This window comes from Bacillus sp. ChL18 (assembly GCF_026241425.1).
Taxonomy (GTDB): Bacteria; Bacillota; Bacilli; order Bacillales; family Bacillaceae; genus Bacillus; species Bacillus velezensis.
Genome location: NZ_JAPHWE010000001.1, coordinates 280,207 through 297,495, shown reverse-complemented (window position 1 = coordinate 297,495; position 17,289 = coordinate 280,207). Strand labels below are relative to the sequence as shown.

Sequence of the window (17,289 nt, the reverse complement as noted above, 5' to 3'; positions counted from 1 at the left end):
GATGATAAAAAATTTCGGGAAGGAGGGGAAATTTTTATAATTACGTATGACTCAGCATTCTGTTCAAAGCACGAAGCGCATCTGTCCGAACCGCTTCCGGAACTTTAATGACACCCTTCGGCTCGCCTTTTTCAAGCTGCTCAAGCGACCACAATAAATGCGGCAGGTCGATTCTGTTCATTGTCAGACACGGACACAAATCGGGATTCAATGATTCAATCTGTTTATCCGGGTGCGAGTGAATGAGGCGCTGGACAAGATTCATTTCCGTGCCGATCGCCCACTTGCTTCCCGGTTCAGCCTGTTCAATCGTATCAATAATGTATTTGGTAGACCCGCTGTCGTCACTGAGCGAGACCACTTCCCGCGAACATTCCGGATGAACGATAATGCGGATGCCGGAATCCCGCTGCCGCAGCTGTGAAATATTTTCCGCTGTAAACTTTTCGTGTACGGAGCAATGCCCTTTCCAAAGGATAACCTTAATGTTTTCCGGATGGTCAGTAAGCAATCGGTTCTGCACCGGGTCCCATACAGCCATTTCTGTCAGCGGAATGCCGAGGTCATAGGCCGTATTTCTGCCTAAATGCTGATCCGGCAAAAATAAAATTCTCTCTTTTTGTTTAAAAGCCCATTTCAGCACACTCCGGGCATTCGAAGAGGTGACGGTCGCTCCCCCGTGCCGTCCGACGAATGCTTTAATTTCCGCCGTCGAGTTAACATATGTTAACGGAATAATGGTGTTACCGTACAGTTCTTGAAGCTCTTGCCATGCTTTGTCCGTCTGCTGAATATCTGCCATATCAGCCATCGAGCATCCGGCGCGCATGTCAGGCAAAATGACGGTTTGGTTATCATCAGTCAGCATATCAGCGGTTTCCGCCATAAAATGCACGCCGCAAAACACAATATATTCCGCCTCTTTATTTTTTTCTGCCACTTGAGCAAGCTGCAGGGAGTCACCTGCCGTATCGGCGAATTGTATTACTTCGTCTTTTTGATAGTGATGCCCCGGAATGAACAGACGCTTTCCGAAAGCCCGTTTAATGGCGGCGACCCGCTTTTCCATTTCTCCGGTGCTCATGTCTTTATAATGGCTCGGCATCATTTCGGCTGATGCAGTTAGCACGTCAAAAATAGACATCTTAAAAATCCCCCTGTTCCGCAGCCTCAACATCCATGCTGATGTCGGCGCTTTTTACTGAATGAGTCAGAAATCCGAGTGAAATATATTGGACGCCCGTTCCCTTATAGGCGGGCAATGTGTCGAGCGTTATGCCTCCGGATGCTTCCGTTTTGATATGTCCCGGTGTCATGCCTGCAAAACGCCGGACGGACTCGGGCGGACAGTTGTCAAACATAATAACGTCTGCACCCGCTTCTATTGCCTCGAGCAGCTGCTGTTCGGATTCGATTTCGACTTCCACCGCAAGCATCTGCCCCGCCGCTTTTCTTGCCCGCTCCACGGCCGCCTTTATCGATCCGCAGGCGGCAATATGATTATCTTTTATCATGATGCCGTCATATAAGCCGAAGCGATGATTAAAGCCGCCTCCGACCCGAACGGCGTATTTTTCCAGCATTCTGAGCCCGGGTGTCGTTTTTCTCGTATCACAAATCTTAATGGACGGATCATCAAGACGCCTTTTGGCCTCATCCGTCATTGTCGCAATGCCTGACATTCTTTGTATGAGATTCAGAATGACCCGCTCCCCCGTAAGAAGAGCCGCCGCCTGGCCTTCCATTTCAGCAAGCACGTCTCCTTTTTTCATCCGTTCTCCGTCTTTTTTCAGGGAGCGGATGCGGATATCATCGTGTAAAAGCTTCCATCCTTCACGGATAACGGCTTCTCCGGCAAACACGCCGTCTGTTTTTGCGATGATTCGCGCTTTACATTGCTGATCAGAAAAAATCGCTTGTGACGTCGCATCACCCGTTCCGATATCTTCCTGAAAAAAATGAGTCAGCATTTGTTTCAGCTGCAGAATGTCCATAGTTCCCCAATCCTTTCGTTTTTTCTGATAACTGTTCCAGATGTTGAATGAATGATTTGTTTTCCATGCCACTCTTTCTCCGTCCCGGGAAAATCAGCGCGAAAATGAGCGCCCCTGCTTTCTTCCCGAATAAGGGCTGAGGTCACAACAAGTTGCGCAGTCTTCCATAAGCAGGATAGCTCGGCTTGTTCTATTGTGATATCCTTCACATTTATATGACGCACAGATACGTTGTTAAGCCAGGATGCCAGCGCCTGCATGTTTTCTTTATCCCTGACGATGCCCGCTCCGGTTGTCATTTTGGCTTGGAGCACATGAAGCGTTGTGTCCGGCACTTCTAAGATGACGTCAGATTTCTTCGGGGTTTTTTTATATCTTCCGTTTAACGGCGTTTGAGTGATATGTTCAGCACATCGTTGCCCGCTTGCCAGCGCTTCCAGCAGTGAGTTGCTCGCAAGGCGGTTCGCCCCGTGCAAGCCTGTGCAGGCGGTCTCGCCTATGGCGTACAAATCAGGCACGGACGTTTCCCCCCAGGTATCGGCTTTTACTCCGCCCATTAAAAAATGCATTCCGGGTGCTACAGGAATCCCGCTTTCAAGATCAACACCGGCTGTTTGACAAATACCTGTTATGGTCGGAAAACGTTTCTTAAAATCGGCTATTCGGCTGCAATTTATAAAAACAGGATTTTCTTTCCTCATTTCTTCATAAATCGCCCGTGAAACCACATCCCGGGGCGCCAAATCTTCAAGCGCGTGTCTGCCAGCCATGATCCTGCGCCCGAAGCGATCCGCTAAATATCCGCCTTCTCCTCTCACTGCTTCAGAAATCAGGCCGTACACAGTCCCGTTTTTCACAAGGAGGGTCGGGTGGAACTGGGTGAACTCCATATCCGTGATCTCAGCTCTAGCGCGGAAGGCAAGAGCGATGCCGTCTCCCGTTATGGCGGAATCATTTGTGTGATATTGGTACAAACTGCCGCAGCCGCCTGATGCAAGCACTACACAATCCGCTCTTCTGTAAGAAACAGTCCCTGAAGCATCCTTTACGGCAACGCCTGCGCATCGTCCGTGTTCAATCAGCAGATCAACAACCGTCTCGTGTTCAATGATCCGTATGCCGTCCCTCAGCTGCTGAACCAGAAACTCAACCAACATCCGTCCGGTCGCATCTCCCCCGGCGTGCAGAATCCTCCTTTTGGAATGAGCGCCTTCCCTGCCGAGACAAAACGTTCCGTCCGACTTCGTATCAAAAGGGAAATGGCCTTCTATCAGCCTGTTTATCATGCTCTGTCCGCTTTTCAGCAAATGCCGCACGGCTGTTACGTCATTGTGTCCGCATCCCGCATACAGTGTATCGTTCACATGGGATTCTATAGAGTCATCTTTTGCGTATGAAACAGCAATCCCGCCTTGAGCATAATGCGAATTGCTGTTCGATACGTTTCTCTTTGTGATGACGGTCACTTGGTATGATGGAGGAAATGAGGAAGCACAGGCAAGGGCCGCCGTCCCCGAACCAATGACGATAATTGTTTTTTCAGACATACATCACCCTCCTGTTATATTTACACCTGTCTTGACACCTATATTTACACAACGATAAAATAAACTCAAGCTTTTTTTTAACATAAACGGATAGGAGACGGGCTGTATGATTTATCTTGATTACGCGGCGGGAGCGCCTTTAAGCAAAGAAGCCGCGAAAGTCTTTCAGCATCTCAGCACAGAGGTATACGGCAATGCAAGCAGCCTTCATGACGCCGGAGGAAGAGCGGCGGACGTGCTGGAATATTGCAGACATTCTGCAGGAAAATTGATCGGCGGAGCGCCAGACGGCATTTACTTTACAAGCGGCGGAACGGAAGCGAACATCTTGGCCGTCCAATCATTGCTGGACGGTCTGCCCGATTACAAAAAACATTTTATTACGACCGCAATGGAACACCATTCGATCCATAATGCCGCGGCGTTTTTAGCTGATCGGGGAATTGATGTCACCATCATATATCCAGACGAAAACGGCCTTATAACCGAGGACATACTGGCGGCTCATATCCGTCCTGACACGGGGCTCGTTTCCATACAGCACGCCAATTCAGAAACCGGCCTCATCCAGCCTGTGAATCGTCTGGCCGCTTTTCTTCACCAGAGAAACATTTTGCTTCATTGCGATTGTGTTCAAAGTTTCGGCAAACTGCCGATTGATGCGGATCAGGCGGGAATCGACGCCCTTTCCGTCTCCGGTCATAAAGTATACGGCCCGAAAGGCACCGGGGCTGTTTACATTCGGCCCGGTGTCAGCTGGAACCCGGTTTATCCGCATACCGTGCATGAAAACGGGTTCAGGCCCGGTACGGTGAATGTGCCGGCCATCGGCGCTTTTACCGCCGCTGCGGAGTATGCAGTGAAACATATGGAGGAACACCGTGAGCATGCTGACAGGCTGAGGAATTATTTGTATGACCAAATTCGGCGTCAAGGCCTTCCCATTTCATTTTCAGAGGAAGAAACCGGCGGTGAATGCCTGCCCCACATTGTCGGGTGTTTTTTTCACTCCTTTGAAGGACAATATATTATGTTAGAATGTAATCGTAACGATATTTGCATCTCAACCGGGAGCGCATGTTCCGCCGGCAGCCACGGCCCTTCTTCAGCTATGAAGGCGCTGAGAAAAACCGAACGGGAAGCGCGGCAGTTTTTCCGGATCTCATTCGGAAACGAAACAACATGTGAACAGCTCGATATGCTGATACATACATTTACGGCGCTATGGGAGCAAAAGAAAGGAGAATCAGCAATTTGACAGAAGGAACGAAGCTTACTGGGGAGAAAAGACGCGACATGCTGCTTCATTGGCTGAAAGAAGCCGGCTCGCCATTAACAGGAGGCGAATTGGCAAAAAAAGCAAATGTCTCAAGACAGGTGATCGTGCAGGACATATCACTCTTGAAAGCAAAAAACGAGCCGATCATCGCGACGAGCCAAGGCTACTTATACATCAGCATGAATGCCGGCGGCGGAAATAACGCCGAACGGATTGTCGCCTGTCTGCACGGCCCGGAGCGGACGGAAGAAGAGCTTGAACTCATTGTCGATGAAGGCGTCACCATAAAAGACGTCATTATTGAACACCCCGTATACGGCGATTTAACCGCCGCCATAAGAGTCAGCACACGGAAAGAAGTCAAACAATTCATGGATCACATTAACTCGACAAATGCCGCTTACCTTTCACAGCTGACCGGAGGCGTGCACCTTCATACGTTAAGCGCCCCGACAAAAGAGCGGATTGACCAAGCCTGCCAAGCGCTGGACGACGCGGGTATTTTAATAAAAGATTAAAAAAAAGCCCCCTGAAGGGCTTTTTTTATATCGAATATGATTGATATGTTCCCAGAAGCTTGACCCGGCAGCCGAGGGCTTCCATCTCTTGAACGGCACCGGGAATGAGAACCTGATCCATCGCCTGTTCAATATCAATAATAAAGAAATAGTTGCCGAGACCCGTTTTTGTCGGGCGCGATTCGATCTTTGATAAATTCAGGTTTCTCCATGAAAAAGCGGACAGCACCCTGTGCAGCGCACCTGATTGGTCATCTTGGGGAAGCGTTACCATCATCGTCGTTTTCGGCCGTGAAGACAGTTTCGCATTCACTTCGAATGAGACGTCTTTTTCAGGCGAAAGAATGACAAATCTCGTGTGGTTGTCCTGATAATCCTGAATATCCCGCTTCACGATGCTCAATCCGTATGTAGCGGCGGCCATTTCATTTGCAATCACGCCGATCGGAAGGTCCGAATGCTCACTGACATACTTGGCAGCCGCACCTGTTGACTTCGCATACTCATAAGGAACGGACGAAAAATGCCGGTGAAGAAATTTGTGGCATTGCGCAATCGCATGGGAATGTGAATAAATTTTCTCAAGCTTTTTCCACTCATTTTCTCTCGAAGGGTGAACGAGCAGATGCTGGTGAATCGGCAGCGTCATTTCCCCCACGATCGCAAGAGGCTGCTCATGAATCAAATAGTCAATCGTTAAGTTAACCGAGCCTTCCAGCGCGTTTTCCAAAGGAACAAATGCAAGATCAACTTCTCCCGCAACCGCCGCATCCATGCATGCCGGTATTGTTTGATAAGGTGCTTGTGTCACGCTGTTTTGAAAGCAGGAACTGACTGCTAGATGTGTAAATGTGGCTTCTGGCCCTAAATAACCGACTTTCATGTCTCTTCTCTCCTTACGCGCCTGACCCTAAGATCTCAACTTTTTCTATAAAATCAAATTTTCTCAGTTTATTCATTAACGTATGAATGTTTTCTTCCATTGCGGACGTACTGATTGAGAGCGTGACATTCGCCCTGCCCTGAAGCGGAATCGTCTGGTGAATGGAAAGCACGTTGCTTCCTGAGTCAGCCACCGCCTGCAAAAGCTGGGATAACGCGCCTGACCGATCCTCCAAATGAAAGAAAAGTGTGATTATTTGTTCTTTAACCATCGTGTAAAAAGGGAAAACCGCATCTCGGTATTTGTAAAAAGCGCTTCTGCTTAAATCAACTTTTTGCACGGCATCTGCAACCGATTCAGCCTTTTTTCTGTCGAGCAGCTTTTTGACTTCAAGGGTTTTCCGCATCGCATCAGGCAGAACGTCTTCACGCACTAAATAAAATGTCTCTTCTTTCACCTGCACCCCTCCCTTTTACATCAGAGAGCCTGCATTGCAAGCTCTCCGTTTTTTTAATCAATAAATTCAAATTCAAATTCCAGAAGCCGGATGATATCGCCGTCTTTAGCACCGCGTTCTCTGAGCGCTTCATCAACGCCCATACCGCGCATCTGTCTTGCAAAACGCTTGACGGATTCGTCACGGGAGAAGTCAGTCATTTTAAAGAGGCGTTCCAGACTGTCACCTGAAAGCACAAACGCACCGTCCGGATCACGGGTAATGTTAAATGGAATTTCTTCGTCTTCCATCGTGTACATTACGCGGTTTTCCGCCAGTTCTTCTTCATCATACAGCGGGAATTCAGGAGTTGTTTCCAGCTGGTTGGCGACTTCAAACAGAAGATCGCGGAGCCCTTCTCTCGTCACCGCGCTGATCGGGAAGACAGGATGGTCATCCTGAAGCTTTTCTTTAAACGCTTTAAGATTTTCAGCCGCTTCGGGCATGTCCATTTTATTCGCAACGATAATCTGCGGACGCTCCGTCAGCCTCAGATTATATTCACTGAGCTCCTGATTAATGGTCACATAATCCTCATACGGATCACGGCCTTCCATCGCAGACATGTCAATGACGTGAACGATGACGCGCGTCCGTTCGATATGGCGGAGAAATTGGTGGCCTAAGCCGACTCCTTCATGCGCTCCTTCAATCAAACCGGGCAAATCCGCCATGACGAAGCTTCTTCCGTCATCCGTTTCCACCATGCCCAGATTCGGAACAAGCGTTGTAAAATGATAATCGGCGATTTTCGGCTTTGCCGATGAAACGACAGACAGCAGCGTAGATTTTCCGACGCTCGGGAAGCCGACGAGACCTACGTCTGCAAGCACTTTCAGTTCAAGCACGATATAGCGCTCTTTTCCGGGCTCTCCGTGCTCTGACAGCTGCGGTGCCGGGTTGGCCGGTGTCGCAAAGCGGGTATTTCCGCGTCCGCCGCGTCCGCCTTTTGCGATGACGGCGCGCTGCCCGTGCTCAGTCAGATCGGCAATGACCTGTTTTGTATCGTCATCCGTTACGACTGTGCCGGGCGGAACTTTAACAACCATATCGTCCGCATTTCTGCCGTGCTGGTTTTTAGACATGCCGTGCTCGCCGCGTATCGCTTTGAAATGCCGCTGGTACCGGAAGTCCATGAGCGTGCGCAGTCCTTCATCAACCTCAAAAACGACGTCGCCTCCATTACCTCCGTCACCGCCGGCAGGCCCGCCTTTCGGCACATATTTTTCACGGCGGAACGCAACCATTCCGTTACCGCCGTCGCCGCCTTTTACATATACTTTCACCTGATCTACAAACATAATATCCTCCGTTCTAAACCGTAAAAAACCGCTAGTTCATTCCAATTTCGGCCACACATTCATGGCCGGTCAGCTCAAATTGCATGACATCAAAGTCCTCATACCGGGATTTGCGAAATTCATCAAACACATCTGCATTTGCAATCGTTCCATGAAAATCGAGATATACAATAAGCTGTCTGTCAGGGTGATCCGTCTGCAGCGATACGGTCAGATGATTTTCACTTTCATTGCTTACTGCCAGACCGAACAGATGAAACAGTTTTCTCATCAGGTTCGACAGCTTTTGATCATATGCCGATAAATCTTTAATTTCTCCGAGCACTTCGTATTCGAGTCTCATATAACGGGACTTCCAATTAAATGTAAGAAAGTCAAACGCCAAGTGCGGGGCTTTCAGGTTTGAGAGCTTTGATTCGTGCTTTGCATCTATGACCATTTCGTCAATAATTTCAACGACCCTGTCATACTTCTGCAAACTTAAGTTTCCTTTTATCAGCTGCAGCTTATTCATCCAATCATGACGGAAATGGCCCATTAATTGGATCAGCTCATTGATCAGAGCCGCATCGCTTACAGGTTCTTCTTGTTTCTTCGATACATCCTTCATTTTCGCACTCCCAATCGTTTAATTTCTTTTTAGGAGTCTTGATAAGTGTGTACTATGAATTATAACAGAGAAGGCTTTGTTAAAAAAACACTTGTTTTTCCTGGTTCATCATGTTCCTTTTTCGGATCGCATACAATGCGGATGCCAGGCAGAAACATTTTTGGTATCACTGCTTGGGGAACATATCCAGTGGGTATGGGAAGCTGATGTCCTCATTCAAGGCGGGGTTCACTCACGCATCCTCTGCTTTTCATTCTTGATGTTACTCCGCTTACTGCAAAAAAAACTCCAGTCAACGACCGGAGTTTTTTGTGTCATTATTGAGCTACAGGATATACGCTCACTTTTTTGCGGTCACGGCCGAAACGTTCGAATTTAACAGTTCCGTCGATTTTAGCAAAAAGAGTGTCATCTCCTCCGCGGCCCACGTTTTCACCTGGGTAGATTTTCGTTCCGCGTTGACGGTAAAGGATAGATCCGCCTGTTACGAATTGACCGTCTGCACGTTTAGCGCCTAAACGTTTAGATTCAGAGTCACGTCCGTTCTTTGTAGAACCTACACCTTTTTTAGAAGCGAAAAACTGAAGATCTAATCTAAGCATGTAACTCACCTCCTATATTTGGTTTGCAGTCAACCGTAAGTGTTCACTGTAATCCCGCTCGATCGTTTCAAGAGAAACAATCATGCCTTCAATCAGCAGCTGCGCTTTTTGCAAAGCTTCCTGATCAGCGGCTTCAGGGAATTCAAAGTAGAAATAACCCCCGTCCTCGCCTATATCAAGAATCGGTTCGAGAGGAGCCAGCGCGATAACCGCATTGACCGCTCCGAAAACGACAGCTGTGACCCCGGCGCATACGAGATCTCGTCCATGTTCAGCAAAATCGGCATGTCCCGTCATTTCAAAGGACAAAATGCCCCCGTCATTCCGGGATCTTCGAATTGTTGCCTCAATCATGCTTACGCGTTGATTTTTTCGATTGTCAATTTAGTATAAGGCTGACGATGACCTTGTTTTTTATGAACATTTTTCTTTGGCTTGTAACGGAAAACAGTGATTTTTTTCGCACGGCCTTGTTTTTCAACTTTAGCTGTAACTGTCGCGCCTGCAACTGTTGGGTTGCCGACTTTCACGCTGTCTCCGCCAACAAACAATACGTCTTCAAACGTCACTGTTTCACCTGCTTCAGCAGCAAGTTTTTCGATGTAAACAGTTTGACCTTCTTCAACTTTGATTTGTTTTCCGCCTGTTTTAATGATTGCGTACATTCTCTGCACCTCCTATTAGACTAAGACTCGCCAGCAACAGGGGGCTTTAAAGCTCTTATCACCTGTCCCGAGCGGTTGTAGCATTGGTGCTACATCCATAACATTAAAAAATATATCAGAACCAAAAGGATATGTCAATCTATTTCTAGTAAGGCAGCAGCAGGTCTTCCATAGAAGAATCTGTCCGTTTATCGGCAAAATACGCATGAAGCACTTCATTTTCATCGAGCTGGCTGAGCTTTTCGCCGGCTTTTTCAACGATAATGGGGTGCTTGCATCCCCGTTTGAATTCGGCCATGACATGCTTTACTTTGGCGTCGGCCGCGACCGTCAAAGGATGCAGCATGGCGACATCGCGGTTTTTGCCGTAGTATCTCTCCAAAAGAAACCTCAGCTGAATATAATGCCGCTTCCGATATTCATCCCATAAAGAAGCGGCGAGAAAGACGAACAGCACCCATGCGCTGACCTGAAGGGGGACGGCCAGCACAATCCAGCAGCAGAGCAAAAGCGCGGAAACGGCCGATGTCTGCAGGCTGAGAAGATGCGCTTTTTGAAAAGCCATTTGTTTAGAGAAGTATAAAAACACGAACTTTCCGCCGTCAAGCGGCCAGATCGGCAAAAGATTGATGAAAAGAATGGAGAGATTATAAAAGGTAAACATCTCAAATGTCTGCTCACTTGCAAAGCCTGACATGAAAAAGAGCCAGGCTGCCGCCTGAAGCCACACATGCTGAAGCGGGCCCGCCAGGATGACCGCGAATTCCTCTTTAAGCGGCCGGTTTCCGTGCTCTTCCACCTCAACCGTCCCGCCGAAAGGGAGCAGAAAGATGCGTTTAATGCGCCAGGAAAAAAACACAGCCAGAGCAGCATGCCCCAGCTCATGAACGGATACGACCAGCAAAAGACACAGCAGCGCTTTGATGTGCCCCGTCATAAGACCAAGCCCCATGATAATCCAAAGAAAAGGATGGACATGAATTTTAAAAAGGAGGATGAGCCATTTATTCATCAAATGTGATCACCTGGATCGGATCTATGAATTTATCGCCATCCTGGATCGCGAAATAGTACTGGCCTTTACTTTTATCGTTGAGCTTGATCGAACCGATCTTTTTCCCTTTATCGACAAAGTCGTACAATGAAACGTTAACATCTTTTAGCCGGCCGTAAATGCTGCTGGTATTGTCGGCATGCTGCACCTTCACCGTCAGCCCTGTTTTTTTATCTTTGCTCACTTCCATAATGTAGCCTTCTTTTACGCTGTCAATGGCTTCGCTGGCGGTTTCGACGACGACGCCTTCTCCGTTATTTTGAAAGTCCTGCTGGATTTTCCCCGCGGCAGGAACGGCCATATCCTGACTGACCGCCACCTGACCGTCCTTCTTTTTCGTTCCCGGCGTAAGAAAAGCGAGCGGGTTTCCGAAGGAAGATACGAACCAATTGCTTACGGCAGCAAACTGAAATTCTTTTTGAAAGGTTTGTGCGATCGCCGGTTTGATCTGACTCAGCGGCTGTTTGTCAGTTTTATAGGCAATAGCGGAGATCAGTACGAGACAGGCGGCCAGCAGGCATTTTAAAATAATAGAATGAGCGCTGATCAATGGATGCCGTCCGTTAAATTCGGGCGGGTGTTCCGTTTGATATTCGTAGTCCGGAAGAAGTTTGTGCTTTTCCTGCTCCTTGACCGTCTGCCACGCGGGAAAATTCTGCGTTTGGGCGTTTTGAACGAAAGTCCGTTTTGATTCAGGCCGCTGTTTTCTTCTTTTGGCCAGTCTTTTTCTAATTTCATCAGCTCTGTGACTCATCGCCATCATCCTTTGCAATCGTTGGGTTTGTACATCCTATGTCTTGTCCATTGCAAATATGCGCTCTTGAAAAACAAAAAAGACCTGATAAGCTGGGCTTCATCAGATCTTTGTATTCTGGTATATATTATGAACGCACGCCGAAAAATGACTTGATTTTCGCCATCATCCCTTTTTGCTGCTCTTCAAGCACCTGCAAAGGAACGGATTCTCCTAAAATGCGCCGGGCGATATTGCGGTACGCAATGCTGGCGCGGTTTTTGGAATTCATGGCAATCGGTTCGCCGATATTTGAAGCCCTGATCACCTCATCATCGTCAGCAACGATTCCGAGGAGATCAATAGACAGATGATGAACAACTTCATCCACATCCATCGTGTCACCGTTTTTCACCAGGTGATTTCTGATGCGGTTCACGATAAGGCGCGGCGGTTCGATATCTTCCTGCTCCAAAAGTCCGATAATGCGGTCAGCGTCCCGCACCGCTGATATTTCCGGCGTCGTCACAACAATCGCCTTATCAGCTCCGGAGACGGCATTTTTATAGCCTTGTTCAATTCCGGCCGGACAATCAATAATGACATAATCAAATTCCTGCTTAAGCTCCTGCACAAGCGATTTGATCTGCTCAGGGACAACAGCCGTCTTGTCGCTTGTCTGGGCAGCCGGCATTAAATGAAGCAGATCATCAAAACGTTTGTCTTTGACAAGCGCCTGATGCGTCTTGCATCTGCCTTCAATTACATCTACTAAGTCGTAAATAATTCTGTTTTCAAGACCCATTACGACATCAAGGTTGCGCAGTCCGATATCTGTGTCTACCAAACAGACGCGCTTCCCTAAAATGGCTAAGGCGGTACCGAGGTTTGCAGATGTTGTTGTTTTACCTACTCCGCCTTTTCCCGAAGTTATTACGATAGCCTCACCCAATTTCACATTCCTCCCTCAAGCCTTGTTAGATCAGGTCTTAAATGAGCCAATTGCTGAAGGCGTTCAATGACCATATTTCCGTCAGTATCTAAATAAGCACATTCCATGTCGTTCCCTTTTTGAATGTGGTCTGGGGAGCGATTTAACACGTGATTGATCCTCAATTGTGTCGGCATCATTTCTGATGCGGCGATCACAGCCCGGTTATTTCCGTTATAACCCGCGTGGGCAATCCCTTTTAATGAACCGAGAACAAATATATTTCCTCCGGCTCTGATCGTACCGCCGGGATTCACATCTCCGATTAAAAGCAAATCTCCCGTCACGTGAAGCACCTGGCCCGAACGGACGATTTTGGAAACAGAAACAATTTCCTGCTCCTCTTTCATCCGCTGCGCTTCTTCTTTGGCGATGACTTCACTGTCAATTGAATGCACGACTAAATCTTTCTTTGACGCGATCAGATCAGTCAGCTGCTCTGCCTGTTCCTGATACAGATACCGATGCCCGAGTTTAATATGAACACTGATTTTTTGGCCTTTGCCATCAGTATATTGTTCAATCGACAGCATGTTTTGAAGACCATCGAGAAGCTCATCAAAAGAACACGCATCATCCAGATGCAATGTTAAGCCGTTTTTTGTTCCTTTTATTGTTACATATTGCTGCTTTTTGGTCTTCATCAATGTTCACCTCAACAACATACTCTTTTCGTCAAAAAAAGATAAAATCCTTTTTACTCATCTCTTAATTCTTTCTTCAGACTTATATAAAACAGCCTGAAGGGCAGGACTAATATAACGGCTCCCGCAATATTCAGCAAAGCTGTCGGCAAGAACCTCTGAATGACAAAATCGTTAAATGTCATTGTGCCGCTGCGGATTAACGTCTGAATGCCGTAGACGTAAAATTCAAGCACACATACGCTCAGCACCGCAACCAGAATGACCATCAGGGCGTTTGTCTGCAGCACTTTAAACGCTTTGGCCGCCAGATAGCATAAACCGGCAAAACCAAACATATAAACGCCTAAAACACCCGTATAATTGATGTCATAAAGAAATCCGAAAATCAAACCGTAGATCACCGCATGCTTTTGGTTAATATAAGCGGACATAAAAATCAGCGCAAGCAAAAGAAAATGCGGAACGACCTGCTGCTCGACGGAAACGAAAGGAAAACGCACCAGATCGGTATAGATGCTTTCCGCACAAAAGACCAAAATCATAATCAAAGGGAGAAGGAAACGTTTCACGATCCTTCCTCCCCTGTTGCTACGCTTCGGTTCACGACGATGACATGGTCAAGATCGTACAAGTCGGCAGCCGGTTTCACGTAAGCGATTTTCGTCAGGCCGTAAGCATCTGATTCTACATCGGTCACTTCCCCGACCGTCAGCCCTTGAGGAAATACGCCGCCCGTTCCGGATGTCTCCACGAGGTCGCCTTTTTTCACTTCACGTTTTTCATCCGGCTCAAGGATGGTCATTTTCAGAGTCTGTTTCTTTTTATCATACCCTTCAATTAAACCGTAGCCTTTGCTTCCCTTTTTGCCGGAGATTTTGGTGGCTACTCTGTTATTGCGGTCAACATCGCTCAGCAGCTGAACGGCGGATGTGAAACTGTTGAGTCCGCTGCTTTTGATCTTCCCGACCAGCGCACCCTTTTCGTTCGTGACAGCCATGTCTTTGGCCACTTTCTGCTTCGTTCCCTTATTGATCATGATCTGCTTGTACCATTGATCAGGGTTTCTGGCGATAACGGTCGCTAAAATCGGATCATAGTCGGAAATTGATTTGACATGCCCGAGTTCATCACGCAGCTTCTTGTTTTCATCTTTGAGTTCTTGGAGCTTCGCTTCATATTGTGTCTGTCCGTCCAGCTTTTGTCTTAAGCGTTCGTTTTCCTTGTACGTGTTTTTCAGGTCTTTTATGTCCCCGAAGAACCCTGCAAAATATTCGGCAGGCGTGTGAAAAATGTTTTGAAATACTCCCGTCGTATCACCGATCAGCTTTTCAGGCCAGGTGGTATTACGGCCGTTCTTCAGCGAGAATCCAATCATAGCCACCAATATGATAATACACAGAAGTAATAGCATTAACCGTTTGTTCGGCATCGTGATACACCTCTTCTATTTAACTCCTGATTATCTTGTTTTTCCTTTGAAAAGATGGATGTGTTCCAGTGCTTTTCCAGTGCCGATCGCAACACAATCCAGCGGATCTTCAGCGATAAGAACAGGCATTTTCGTTTCGTCGCTGATGACTTTGTCGAGATTGCGGAGCAGGGCGCCTCCCCCTGTTAATACAATACCTCTGTCCATAATATCAGCGGCCAGCTCAGGCGGTGTTTTTTCAAGCGTGCTCTTCACCGCGTCAACGATTGAGAGAACTGTATCACGAAGTGCATTTGCAATTTCCGTTCCCGTGATTTCGATCGTTTTCGGCAGACCTGTCAGAAGATCGCGGCCGCGGATTTCCATTGACGCATTTTCTTCACCGGTTTCTGCTGAACCGATTTCCATTTTAATAGCTTCCGCCGTACGGTCACCGATCATCAGATTATATGTTTTTCTGATATAGCTGATGATTGAGTCGTCCATTTCGTCACCGGCTACGCGGATTGACTGAGACGTGACAATGCCGCCTAAAGAAATGATCGCCACTTCAGTTGTTCCGCCGCCGATATCAACGACCATGCTGCCCGTCGGCTCCCATACCGGAAGATTCGCGCCGATTGCTGCCGCAAACGGTTCTTCAATCGGATAAGCGTCACGTGCGCCCGCTTGTCTTGTCGCGTCGATGACCGCCCGTTCTTCAACGGCCGTAATACCTGACGGCACACACACCATAACGTAAGGCTTTCTCGCAAACAATCCTTTATTTTTCACAGCCTGATTAATGTAGTATTTCATCATTGTCGCAGTTGTTTCATAGTCAGCGATAACGCCGTCTTTCATCGGACGGAGCGCAACCACGTTGCCCGGAGTTCTTCCGATCATGTTTTTCGCATCGTTACCGACCGCAACGATGGACTTCGTATCCGTTTGCAGAGCAACGACAGACGGCTCTCTCACTACGATTCCTTTTCCTTTAACAAACACAAGCGTATTCGCGGTTCCCAAATCTATACCAAGGTCTCTTGTACCAATTCCGAACATATGTATGTATCTTCCTTTCTTAAAGCAAAAATACCCTAAAGGGAAAAACTCATAAAATCTATTATATCTTAAATCAACGAAAAAAAAAGTGTTACAAATATCCTTTTTCCTTTAAACTCACAAATTTTTTGTCACCAATGACCAAATGATCCAGCAGCTCGATGCCGATTAAATTTCCGCACTCAAAAAGCCGTCTGGTTACCTCTATATCTTCCCTGCTCGGTGTAGGATCTCCTGAAGGATGATTGTGAACACAAATGAAGGACGCGGCGGATCGTTTGAAAGCTTCTTTAAACACCTCCCGCGGGTGGACAATAGATGAATTCAGACTTCCGATAAAAACGGTGCGTTTATGAATGACTTGATTTTTGGTATTTAAATATAAACAGACAAAATGCTCCTGGGATAAAAAGCGCATATCCTCCATCACATACTTCGCCCCGTCTTCCGGAGAGCGGATGACGCAATGCTCCCCGGCGGATGTCTTATGAATGCGGCTCCCCAGCTCAATTGCGGCAAGAATCTGAACGGCTTTCACCGTGCCGATTCCGGGAATGCTGGAAAGCTCCTGGGCAGAGGCGCCTTTTAACAGTCGCAGCCCGTCAAACGTCCGCAGCAGCCGGTGAGCGAGGTTCATGACGGACTCATGTTTCGTTCCCGTCCGCAGCAGGATGGCGAGCAATTCATTGTTAGAGAGATGTTCGGCTCCGAAGTGCAGAAGCCGCTCTCTCGGTTTTTCTTTTTCGGGGAAATCTCTTAATTTTAACGGCAGATCACGGATGATCAACCCCTCCTTGTTCCCCTTCCCGGTTTGAACATCAAGCTTTTATATTAAATTCTTTCAAGGCTCTCATTGTTTTAGCGACAGGAAGCCCGACGACAGAATAAAAATCACCGTCTATTTTTTTCACTAAAAGCGCGCCTTTTCCTTGGATGCCGTATGCACCTGCTTTATCCATCGGTTCTTTTGTTTCAATGTAGAGCTGTATGTCGTCTTCACTGAGCGGCCAAAACGTCACTTCCGTCGTGTCACAGAACGTTTCTTTCCGGTCATGCGTCTGAATGCTGACCGCCGTAATGACTTGATGGCTTCGGCCGGAAAGCCTCCGCAGCATGTGTGCTGCTTCTTCTCTGTCATACGGTTTGCCGAGGCATTCGCCGTCTATGCACACCATCGTGTCAGCCCCGATAACGACTGCATCGGGATTTTCGGCCAATACAGCTCCGGCTTTTTGCTCGGCCAAACATTGGACGTTTTCTTCCGGCGAAAGGTTTCGATTTAATTTTTCTTCTGTGCGGCTTGCAATAATGCTGTAAGGAATCTGAAGAAGATTAAGGAGTTCTTTTCTTCGCGGAGATTGTGATGCGAGTATTAAGCGTTTTGTCATGATTGTCATCCTTTCAGGGTTTGCTTAAGAAAAAAAGATACTTGTCTATCCTACCAAATCAAACGGGCAACCACAATTTCAGAAAAATAACTTTTTGATGACAAAATA

Annotated in this window: 21 protein-coding genes and 1 other annotated feature; of the genes, 2 read left to right on the top strand and 19 right to left on the bottom strand. The window is 47.4% G+C overall.

The features are described from left to right. Window positions 1-40 precede the first annotated feature (40 nt). Genes nadA through nadB form a run of 3 tightly spaced genes read right to left on the bottom strand, consistent with a single transcriptional unit; the run spans window position 41 to window position 3,541 of the window. Window positions 41-1,144 carry a quinolinate synthase NadA gene (nadA, locus tag OQ477_RS01620; RefSeq protein WP_265971182.1) on the bottom strand — a complete coding sequence of 368 codons (1,104 nt, stop codon included), beginning with the start codon at window positions 1,142-1,144 and terminating at the stop codon, window positions 41-43. A 1-nt stretch (window position 1,145) separates the two neighbouring features. Continuing rightward, window positions 1,146-1,994, bottom strand: coding sequence for a carboxylating nicotinate-nucleotide diphosphorylase (gene nadC, locus OQ477_RS01615; RefSeq protein WP_265971181.1), 849 nt, complete (start codon window positions 1,992-1,994; stop codon window positions 1,146-1,148). After that, window positions 1,976-3,541: an L-aspartate oxidase gene (gene nadB, locus OQ477_RS01610; RefSeq protein WP_265971180.1), complete on the bottom strand. Its 1,566-nt coding sequence runs from the start codon at window positions 3,539-3,541 to the stop codon at window positions 1,976-1,978. Before nadB ends, nadC begins: the two co-directional genes overlap by 19 nt. Window positions 3,542-3,647: 106 nt before the next feature. Here nadB and OQ477_RS01605 point away from each other — a divergent pair, with 106 nt between their 5' ends. After that, window positions 3,648-4,799: an IscS subfamily cysteine desulfurase gene (locus OQ477_RS01605; protein WP_072589417.1), complete on the top strand. Its 1,152-nt coding sequence runs from the start codon at window positions 3,648-3,650 to the stop codon at window positions 4,797-4,799. Beyond that, window positions 4,796-5,338: a transcription repressor NadR gene (locus OQ477_RS01600; protein ID WP_039063359.1), complete on the top strand. Its 543-nt coding sequence runs from the start codon at window positions 4,796-4,798 to the stop codon at window positions 5,336-5,338. Before OQ477_RS01605 ends, OQ477_RS01600 begins: the two co-directional genes overlap by 4 nt. 25 nt (window positions 5,339-5,363) lie before the next feature. On the opposite strand, the gene pheA is transcribed toward OQ477_RS01600, so the two are convergent. From pheA to OQ477_RS01520, 16 genes are all read right to left on the bottom strand, one after another. Beyond that, window positions 5,364-6,221 carry a prephenate dehydratase gene (gene pheA, locus OQ477_RS01595; RefSeq protein WP_003152668.1) on the bottom strand — a complete coding sequence of 286 codons (858 nt, stop codon included), beginning with the start codon at window positions 6,219-6,221 and terminating at the stop codon, window positions 5,364-5,366. A gap of 13 nt (window positions 6,222-6,234) precedes the next feature. Continuing rightward, window positions 6,235-6,678: a transcriptional regulator ThrR gene (gene thrR, locus OQ477_RS01590; RefSeq protein ID WP_007408173.1), complete on the bottom strand. Its 444-nt coding sequence runs from the start codon at window positions 6,676-6,678 to the stop codon at window positions 6,235-6,237. A 53-nt stretch (window positions 6,679-6,731) separates the two neighbouring features. Beyond that, window positions 6,732-8,018: a GTPase ObgE gene (gene obgE, locus OQ477_RS01585; protein ID WP_007408172.1), complete on the bottom strand. Its 1,287-nt coding sequence runs from the start codon at window positions 8,016-8,018 to the stop codon at window positions 6,732-6,734. Window positions 8,019-8,049: 31 nt separating this feature from the next. Then, window positions 8,050-8,628 carry a sporulation initiation phosphotransferase B gene (locus OQ477_RS01580; protein WP_032873815.1) on the bottom strand — a complete coding sequence of 193 codons (579 nt, stop codon included), beginning with the start codon at window positions 8,626-8,628 and terminating at the stop codon, window positions 8,050-8,052. Window positions 8,629-8,945: 317 nt separating this feature from the next. Beyond that, window positions 8,946-9,230, bottom strand: coding sequence for a 50S ribosomal protein L27 (gene rpmA / locus OQ477_RS01575; protein WP_003152662.1), 285 nt, complete (start codon window positions 9,228-9,230; stop codon window positions 8,946-8,948). A gap of 12 nt (window positions 9,231-9,242) precedes the next feature. Next, a complete protein-coding gene (locus tag OQ477_RS01570) occupies window positions 9,243-9,584 on the bottom strand; it encodes a ribosomal-processing cysteine protease Prp (RefSeq protein WP_012118103.1) in 342 nt (113 codons plus the stop codon). A 2-nt stretch (window positions 9,585-9,586) separates the two neighbouring features. Continuing rightward, entirely contained in the window at window positions 9,587-9,895 is a 309-nt protein-coding gene (gene rplU, locus OQ477_RS01565) for a 50S ribosomal protein L21 (protein WP_003152660.1), read from the bottom strand. A gap of 13 nt (window positions 9,896-9,908) precedes the next feature. Then, window positions 9,909-9,982 (bottom strand) — a sequence feature (ribosomal protein L21 leader region). A gap of 58 nt (window positions 9,983-10,040) precedes the next feature. Beyond that, on the bottom strand, window positions 10,041-10,907 hold the full coding sequence (locus OQ477_RS01560) for a M50 family metallopeptidase (protein WP_007408169.1): 867 nt from the start codon (window positions 10,905-10,907) through the stop codon (window positions 10,041-10,043). After that, window positions 10,900-11,703, bottom strand: coding sequence for a M23 family metallopeptidase (locus tag OQ477_RS01555; protein ID WP_007408168.1), 804 nt, complete (start codon window positions 11,701-11,703; stop codon window positions 10,900-10,902). The genes OQ477_RS01560 and OQ477_RS01555 overlap by 8 nt, the downstream gene beginning before the upstream one ends. 127 nt (window positions 11,704-11,830) lie before the next feature. Further along, window positions 11,831-12,634, bottom strand: a complete 804-nt coding sequence (minD, locus tag OQ477_RS01550; protein WP_003152655.1) for a septum site-determining protein MinD — start codon at window positions 12,632-12,634, stop codon at window positions 11,831-11,833. 2 nt (window positions 12,635-12,636) lie between these two features. Further along, window positions 12,637-13,317: a septum site-determining protein MinC gene (gene minC, locus OQ477_RS01545; protein ID WP_003152653.1), complete on the bottom strand. Its 681-nt coding sequence runs from the start codon at window positions 13,315-13,317 to the stop codon at window positions 12,637-12,639. A 53-nt stretch (window positions 13,318-13,370) separates the two neighbouring features. Further along, window positions 13,371-13,889, bottom strand: a complete 519-nt coding sequence (mreD, locus tag OQ477_RS01540; protein WP_007408167.1) for a rod shape-determining protein MreD — start codon at window positions 13,887-13,889, stop codon at window positions 13,371-13,373. After that, window positions 13,886-14,749: a rod shape-determining protein MreC gene (gene mreC / locus OQ477_RS01535; RefSeq protein ID WP_007408166.1), complete on the bottom strand. Its 864-nt coding sequence runs from the start codon at window positions 14,747-14,749 to the stop codon at window positions 13,886-13,888. The genes mreD and mreC overlap by 4 nt, the downstream gene beginning before the upstream one ends. Before the next feature lie 30 nt (window positions 14,750-14,779). Beyond that, complete coding sequence (gene mreB / locus OQ477_RS01530) at window positions 14,780-15,793, bottom strand: cell shape-determining protein MreB (RefSeq protein WP_003152647.1); 1,014 nt, start codon at window positions 15,791-15,793, stop codon at window positions 14,780-14,782. Window positions 15,794-15,884: 91 nt separating this feature from the next. After that, a complete protein-coding gene (gene radC / locus OQ477_RS01525; RefSeq protein WP_007408165.1) occupies window positions 15,885-16,580 on the bottom strand; it encodes a RadC family protein in 696 nt (231 codons plus the stop codon). A gap of 31 nt (window positions 16,581-16,611) precedes the next feature. Beyond that, complete coding sequence (locus tag OQ477_RS01520; protein ID WP_265971174.1) at window positions 16,612-17,181, bottom strand: Maf family protein; 570 nt, start codon at window positions 17,179-17,181, stop codon at window positions 16,612-16,614. Between the last annotated feature and the right edge of the window lie 108 nt (window positions 17,182-17,289).